The 6,529-nt window shown below is 71.4% G+C and carries 5 protein-coding genes; all 5 read left to right on the forward strand.

Translation table 11 applies throughout. The features are described from left to right. The coding region (locus ACFFNX_RS38115) for an alpha-L-rhamnosidase C-terminal domain-containing protein (RefSeq protein ID WP_378210955.1) at nt 1-423 on the forward strand (423 nt) is incomplete at its 5' end. Further along, entirely contained in the window at nt 420-1,700 is a 1,281-nt protein-coding gene (locus ACFFNX_RS38120) for an ABC transporter substrate-binding protein (protein ID WP_378210957.1), read from the forward strand. The genes ACFFNX_RS38115 and ACFFNX_RS38120, both read left to right, overlap by 4 nt. Then, a complete protein-coding gene (locus ACFFNX_RS38125) occupies nt 1,697-2,635 on the forward strand; it encodes a carbohydrate ABC transporter permease (RefSeq protein WP_378210958.1) in 939 nt (312 codons plus the stop codon). The genes ACFFNX_RS38120 and ACFFNX_RS38125 overlap by 4 nt, the downstream gene beginning before the upstream one ends. After that, a complete protein-coding gene (locus tag ACFFNX_RS38130) occupies nt 2,632-3,462 on the forward strand; it encodes a carbohydrate ABC transporter permease (RefSeq protein ID WP_378210959.1) in 831 nt (276 codons plus the stop codon). The genes ACFFNX_RS38125 and ACFFNX_RS38130 overlap by 4 nt, the downstream gene beginning before the upstream one ends. After that, nucleotides 3,459-6,529, forward strand: a 3,071-nt coding sequence (locus tag ACFFNX_RS38135; RefSeq protein WP_378210961.1) for a glycosyl hydrolase, incomplete at its 3' end; no start/stop codon positions are given. The genes ACFFNX_RS38130 and ACFFNX_RS38135, both read left to right, overlap by 4 nt.

The following is a 6,529-nucleotide window of genomic DNA, read 5'->3' on the forward strand; positions in this document are numbered from 1 at the left end:
ATGAACTCCTTCAACCACTACGGGCTCGGCTCGGTCGGCGAGTGGCTGTACCGCGGGCTGGCCGGGCTCGACCAGGCGCCGGGCTCGGTGGCCTATCGCGAGCCGGTCATCCGGCCGCGGCCGTTCGACGGCGAGCCGTGCCGGGCGGAGGCGGCGTACGAGTCGCCGCGCGGCCGGATCGCGGTGCGCTGGCGGCAGGACGGCGACGGGTTCCGGCTGGACGTGACCGTCCCTCCGGGGGCGACGGCGACCGTGCACGTCCCCGGTGCGGATGACGCCGCCGTGCGAGAAGGAGAACACCCCGCCGGCGAGAGCCCCGGGGTCGAGTTCGTCGGTATCGAGACGGCCGCCACAGGCGGAAAGACGCTCGTGTACCGCGTGGAGTCGGGGGACTACCGATTCTTTGCCAGGAGGACAGGATGACACTCCGATTCGAGCGGAACCGCAGAGAGTTCCTGCGTGCGGCGGGCGGGTTCGCCGCCGTGGCGGCGCTCCCGGTTTCCCTGGCCGCGTGCGGCGGATCGTCCGGAGCGGGCGGTGGCAAGACGCTGCGCCTCGTGGGCGTGGCGGACGAGCAGAAACCGCTGGACGAGCTGACCAGGCTGTACACGCAGGCGAAGTTCTCGACCTCGTACGCGCCGACCGACCAGGTGCAGACGTCGCTGCGCACCCAACTGGGCGCCGGCAACGCGCCCGACGTCCACGTCGTCTACCCGGGCAACGGCAGCGCGATGTCGATGGTGCAGATCGCGCAGGCGGGTCTGCTCGCCGACCTCAGCGGGCAGCAGTGGACGCAGAGCATCCCGGCCAACTTCAAGCCGGCCTTCCAGCTTCAGGGCAAGACCTTCATCTACTCGGCCGGGTCGAGCGTCATCGGCGCGATCTACAACAAGAAGGTCTTCGCCGACGCGAAGGTCGAACCGCCGAAGACCTGGAGCGAGCTGCTCCAGGTGTGCGACAGGCTCAAGAAGGCCGGCAAGATCCCGATCGCGCTCGGCGCGCAGACGCCGTGGGTCACGCAGCTCATCTCGTACGCGCTCGTGCCCTCGACCGTGTACGCGAAGAACCCGCGGTTCGACAGCCAGATGCAGGCCGGATCGGCGACCTTCGCCCAGTCGGGCTGGCGCGACGCCTTCACCATGTACCTCCAGCTCCAGCAGCGCGGGTTCTTCAACGACAACCCCAACGGGACCACGTACGAGCAGCAGACCTCCATGGTCGCGACCGGCAAGGCGGCCATGGCCGTGCAGGTGTCGGCGGTGCTGCCCGACTTCCGCAAGGCCGCCGCGAACGCCGACGACCTGGCGATGTTCCCGTTCCCCGGCGCGGACGACGAGGCGGGCGTGTGGATCCCGGCGGGCGTCGTGGTCGGTCTGGGCGTGAGCGCGCGAAGCCGCAACGCGGACGCGGCCAAGGCCTTCATCGAGTTCCTGGGCCGGCCGGAGAACATCGACCAGTGGGCCGAGGCGGTCGCCTGCATCCCGCTCAAGCGGGACGCGAACTCCAAGATCGATCCGGTGCTGAACCCGTTCCTCCCGTTCATCGAGAACAACAGGGCCGTGCCGTTCATGGACCAGGCCTGGCCCAACGCCGAGGTGCAGCCGACCCACTTCGCCGTGGTGCAGGACCTCCTCGCCGGCAAGACCACGGTGGACAAGGGGCTGGCCAAGATGGACGAGATCTACCGGAAGAAGTCATGACGCTGACCAGCCGCCGCCCGGCCGGCACGGTGACCGCGCGCCGCGCGTCCCGCGCCCGCCGGGCGGGCTTCCTCACCCCGCCGTGGTGGTTCGTCGCCCCCGCGTTGCTCGTGTACGCGGCGATCGTGCTCTACCCGAGCGTCTCGGGCATCCTGTACGCCTTCACCGACTGGAGCGGCATCGGCGGCAAGTCCTTCACCGGCCTGGCCAACTTCCGCCACCTGTTCGGCGACGATCAGGCGAGGGGCGCGCTCGTCCACACGCTGCTGCTGACCGTCACGATCGTCATCGTCCAGAACGGCGTCGGGCTGCTGCTCGCGCTCGGCGTGAACGCGCGCATCAAGTCCCGTACCGTGCTGCGCGTCATCTTCTTCGCGCCGGTCGTGGTCAGCCCGGTGATGATCGCGTTCCTGTGGAAGTACGTCTACAACCCCGACCCCAAGGCGGGCCTCAACGGCATTCTGGGCGCTCTGGGCCTGGGCGGCCTCCGCCAGGACTGGCTCGGCAACCCCTCGCTCGTGGTGTGGTCGATCGCCGGCATGGTCGTCTGGCAGTACGCCGGCTACTCGATGGTGATCTTCCTGGCCGGGCTGGAGGGCATCCCGGCCGAGCTGCGCGAGGCCGCGATGATCGACGGCGCGGGGCGGTTCCAGCAGTTCCGTTACGTCACGTGGCCGCTGCTCGCGCCGTCACTGACGATCAACGTCATGCTCTCCACGATCGGCGGGCTCAAGCTCTTCGACCAGGTGTACGCCGCGACCAGCGGAGGGCCCGGCTACTCCAGCGAGACGCTCTCGACGGTCCTCTACAAACAGGCGTTCGTCTTCGGCAAGTACGGCTACAGCACCGCGATCGCACTCGTCCTGGCGCTGTTCGTCGCTGCGGTCTCCCTGGTGCAGATCTTCTACCTGCGAGGCAGGGAGGTCACGGTATGAGTCATCTGCGCTACGGGCTGCGGACGTTCGCGCTCGAGATCGTCATGATCGTGGTGGGGCTGGCGTTCCTGTTCCCGGTGTACGCGCTGGTCGTGCTGTCCCTGAAGGACAGCAAGCAGATCGCGAGCTCGCCGCTGTCCCCGCCGACCTCCCCCACGCTGGGCAACTTCTCGCGTGCGTGGTCGTCGGCGTCGCTGGGCTCGGCGCTGCTCAACAGCACGCTGATCACCATCGCGAGCCTGGTCTGCCTCATCGCACTGGGCTCGTTCGCGGCGTACTTCCTGGCCCGCTGCGCCTCGCGGCTCGGCTACGGGCTGTACGTGCTGTTCCTGCTCGGCATCGTGCTGCCGTTCCAGCTCGGGATGATTCCGCTGTTCAAGCTGGTCGACCACCTGGGCCTGCTCGGCACGTACCAGGGGATCATCGTGTTCTACACCGGCATCCAACTGCCCTTCACGGTGTTCCTCTACACGGGCTTCATCCGGGCGCTCCCCCGCGACTACGCCAACGCGGCGCTCATCGACGGCGCCTCACACCTGACGGCGTTCACCCGGGTCGTCTTCCCGCTGCTGCGGCCGATCACCGGCACCGTCCTGATCCTCAACGCCGTGTTCATCTGGAACGACTTCTTCACGCCGCTGCTCTACCTCGGCGGGTCCGCGAAGGAGACCGTCCCGGTGCGGATCTTCTCCTTCGTCGGCCAGTACGTCTCCGACTACGGCCTCGTCTTCGCCGGCCTCGTCCTCGCGGCGCTGCCGATCATCGTGGTCTTCCTGCTGCTCCAGCGTTACGTCATCCGCGGGTTCGCCAGCGGGTTGAAGGGATGAGCGGCCTGCCGCCGCGGCTGGCGGAGATCCTGGCGAACCCGCCCGCAGAGTTCTCCCCCGCGGCGATCTGGTGGTGGAGCGGCGAGCCGTTGGACCGCGTCCGGCTGCGCCGGCAGCTCGAACGGTTCGCCGCCGGCGGCGTGTACAACCTCGTGGTGCTGAACCTCGCGCCGTCGGGGCCGATGTTCGGCTCCGACGCCGACGAGCCGGCGTTCTTCTCCGAACCGTGGTGGGAGCTGTTCGACGGCGTCTGCGCCGACGCGCACGAGCTGGGGATCTTCCTGTGGTTCTATGACCAGCTGGGATTCTCCGGTGCCGACGTGCAGGCACGGCTCGTGGAGGAGCGGCCCGCGTACGCCGGGCGCTGGCTGGAGCGTTCCGGGCAGGTCGTACGCCGCGGCTTCGACTACCTGTCGCGGGAAGCGTGCGCCGCGCTCATCGACCGGGTGCACGGTGAGTTCGAACGCCGGTTGCCGCACCGGCTGGGCACCGTCATCGCCGGGTCGTTCCAGGACGAGCTGCCGGCCCTGCCGACCTGGTCGCCGGAGTTCGCCGCGGAGTTCGAGCGGCGACGCGGCTACGACCTCGTGCCCCACCTGGCCACGCTGTGGACGGGCGGCGAGGGCGACCCGGCGCTCCGTCGTGACTACCACCGCACCCGCGCCGAGCTGGCCGAGGAGGCGTTCTTCCGCCCGCTCGCCGAGTGGCACGCACGGCACGGGCTGCTCCACGGCTGCGACCAGCAGGACCCGGCACGCGCCGGCCTCCCGGTCGACGGCGTACGGCTGTACGCCGACTACGCGCGTACGCATCGCTGGTTCGGCGCGCCCGGCTCCGACCATCACGGAGACGCGAGGATCCACTCGTCGCTGGCCCACCTGTACGAGCGGCCGCGGACCTGGATCGAGGCGTTCCACTCCACCGGCTGGGGCGGCACGCTGGAGGAGACGTTCGACTGGCTGCTGCCCTGGCTGCGGTCCGGCGCGACGCTCTACAACCCGCACGCGGTCTACTACACGACCAAGGGCGGCTGGTGGGAGTGGGCGCCGCCGGCCACCGACTGGCGCCAGCCGTACTGGCCGCACCACCGCGTCTTCGCCGACGCGGTCACCCGGTTGTGCGGCGCGCTCTCCCTCGGCCGGCACGTGTGCGACGTCGCGGTGCTCCTGCCCACCGCGACCGCGCAGGCGGGCGCGCGGCTCGACGGTGTCGATCCCGACGCCGGGCGCGCACAGCTGATCTACCGCGAGCTGGTCGGCGACATGGCCTGGTTCCGGGTGGTCCCCGGCGTCCTCGACCGGCTGCGCGTCGACGCCGACGTCATCGACGACGACTCCGTACAGCGCGCCGCCGTGACCGGCGGGCGGCTCACCGTCGCGAGCGAGGCGTACGCCACGGTCCTCCTGCCCGGCTGCACGGTGCTGGAGGCCGAGACCGCCCGGCGGCTGGAGGAGTTCGCCGCGAACGGCGGACGGATCGTCGCCGTCGGCGCGCTCCCCGAACGCGTCGTCGGCGGGACGGGCGACCTGTCCCGGCTGCGCCGCGCCGCGCGGTTCGTCGACACGCCCGCCGCGCTGACCACGGAGCACACGGGATCGCCACGGGTGGAGGCGCCGGTGCCCGCGCTCGTCCGCGAGGTCGGCGGGGCGACCCTGGTCCTCTTGACCGCGGCCTTCCCTCGCGCCACCGACGCCTCGGTCGGCCGCCCCGACGAAAGGGGGATCGAGCTGGGCTGGCTGGACGCCTCCTACGACTTCGACCCCGGCCGGTACGCGAGCGAGATGCGCGTGCGGGTGCGCGGCGTACGGGGCCGGCCGCTGCTCGCCGGTCCCTTCGGCGGGACGGTCCGGCCGCTCGCCGCCCGGCACGACGGTGACGTCACCGAGGTCGTGGTCCCGTTCGACGACGGTCCCGCCGCGCTCCTCATCTTCGACGGGTCGGACCAGGACGGTTCCGAACGCCCGGCAGAAGCGGAGACGGAGACGGCGTGGCTCGATCTCGGGTCCACGTGGGACATGGAACTCCTCGCCACGATGGACAACACGTGGGGCGACTTCGCCCCCGCCGACGAGCCGCCCGGCCTGGCGCGGTGGGCGGTCCGGCATGAGCGCGAGACCGGCGCCGGCGACGGCCAGCACGACGGCTGGGCCGCGCCGTCGCACGACGACGCGGACTGGGAGACCGCGCACGCGACCTTCGGGCCGCACGCCCTCGCCGCCGGACCCGATGACCTGCCCGGCCCCTGGCCGGAGGCGGGCACGGGCTGGACGCCGGTCGTCTACTCGGCCTCGCGCGGAATCCGCAAGGACCCGATCCACCGCGAGACCCTGGGCCCGAAGGGGCACGTGCCGGAGGAGTTCATCGACCTCGGCGACGTACGCGCGGACCAGGCCGTACGCCTGCGGACCGAGATGCGGATCCCCGACGCCGTGGACGCCACACTGGCCGTCGGCGCACCGGCCGCCACGACCGCCTGGCTCGACGGCGTCGAACTCCCCCTCGAAGACCACGGCCACCTGGCGACCGCCCCCGTGCGCCTGGACGCGGGCTCGCACGTTCTCGATCTGCGCCTGGTGCCCGACGAGACCGTGCGGCTGCGCACGAACATCGCGCTCGTCCGTGACCCACTGCGCTACCGGCGGCCCGAGTGGATCGCCCCGGCCGGACCCGCGCGGCCCGGAACCGGCGTCGCGCTCAGCACGACGATCACTCTCGATGCCGTCCCGGCGAACGCCGTGCTCCAGGTCGCGGCCGTGGAGCCCTGCCGCGTGCTGGTCAACGGCGTCCAGGTGGGACGGCAGGGCGGCTTCGACCCGTACGCCGAACATGACGCCCCGCGCGTACGGAGGTATGAGATCGCGGCGGCGCTGCGGCCGGGGCCGAACGAGCTCACCGTGGAGCTGACCGAACGCGACACGTCGGCGGCCGTCCTCGCCGACTGGGACCTCGGCACCGGCGCGAGGGCGCCCTGGCGGGCGACGCGGGACGGAGAGCCGGTACCGGTCACCCCACGGCGCCGGCAGCACGGCGACCCGGCGGCGCTGCACCTGTGGCGGCGGCCGCATCC

The sequence above is a fragment of the Actinoallomurus acaciae genome, assembly GCF_042429965.1.
GTDB classification, from domain to species: Bacteria; Actinomycetota; Actinomycetes; order Streptosporangiales; family Streptosporangiaceae; genus Actinoallomurus; species Actinoallomurus acaciae.

What these genes read in the sequence shown, in the direction of transcription:
- ACFFNX_RS38120 (WP_378210957.1), top strand. Translation starts at nt 420, where the DNA reads ATGACACTCCGATTCGAGCGGAACCGCAGAGAGTTCCTGCGTGCGGCG.
- ACFFNX_RS38125 (WP_378210958.1), top strand. Translation starts at nt 1,697, where the DNA reads ATGACGCTGACCAGCCGCCGCCCGGCCGGCACGGTGACCGCGCGCCGC.
- ACFFNX_RS38130 (WP_378210959.1), top strand. Translation starts at nt 2,632, where the DNA reads ATGAGTCATCTGCGCTACGGGCTGCGGACGTTCGCGCTCGAGATCGTC.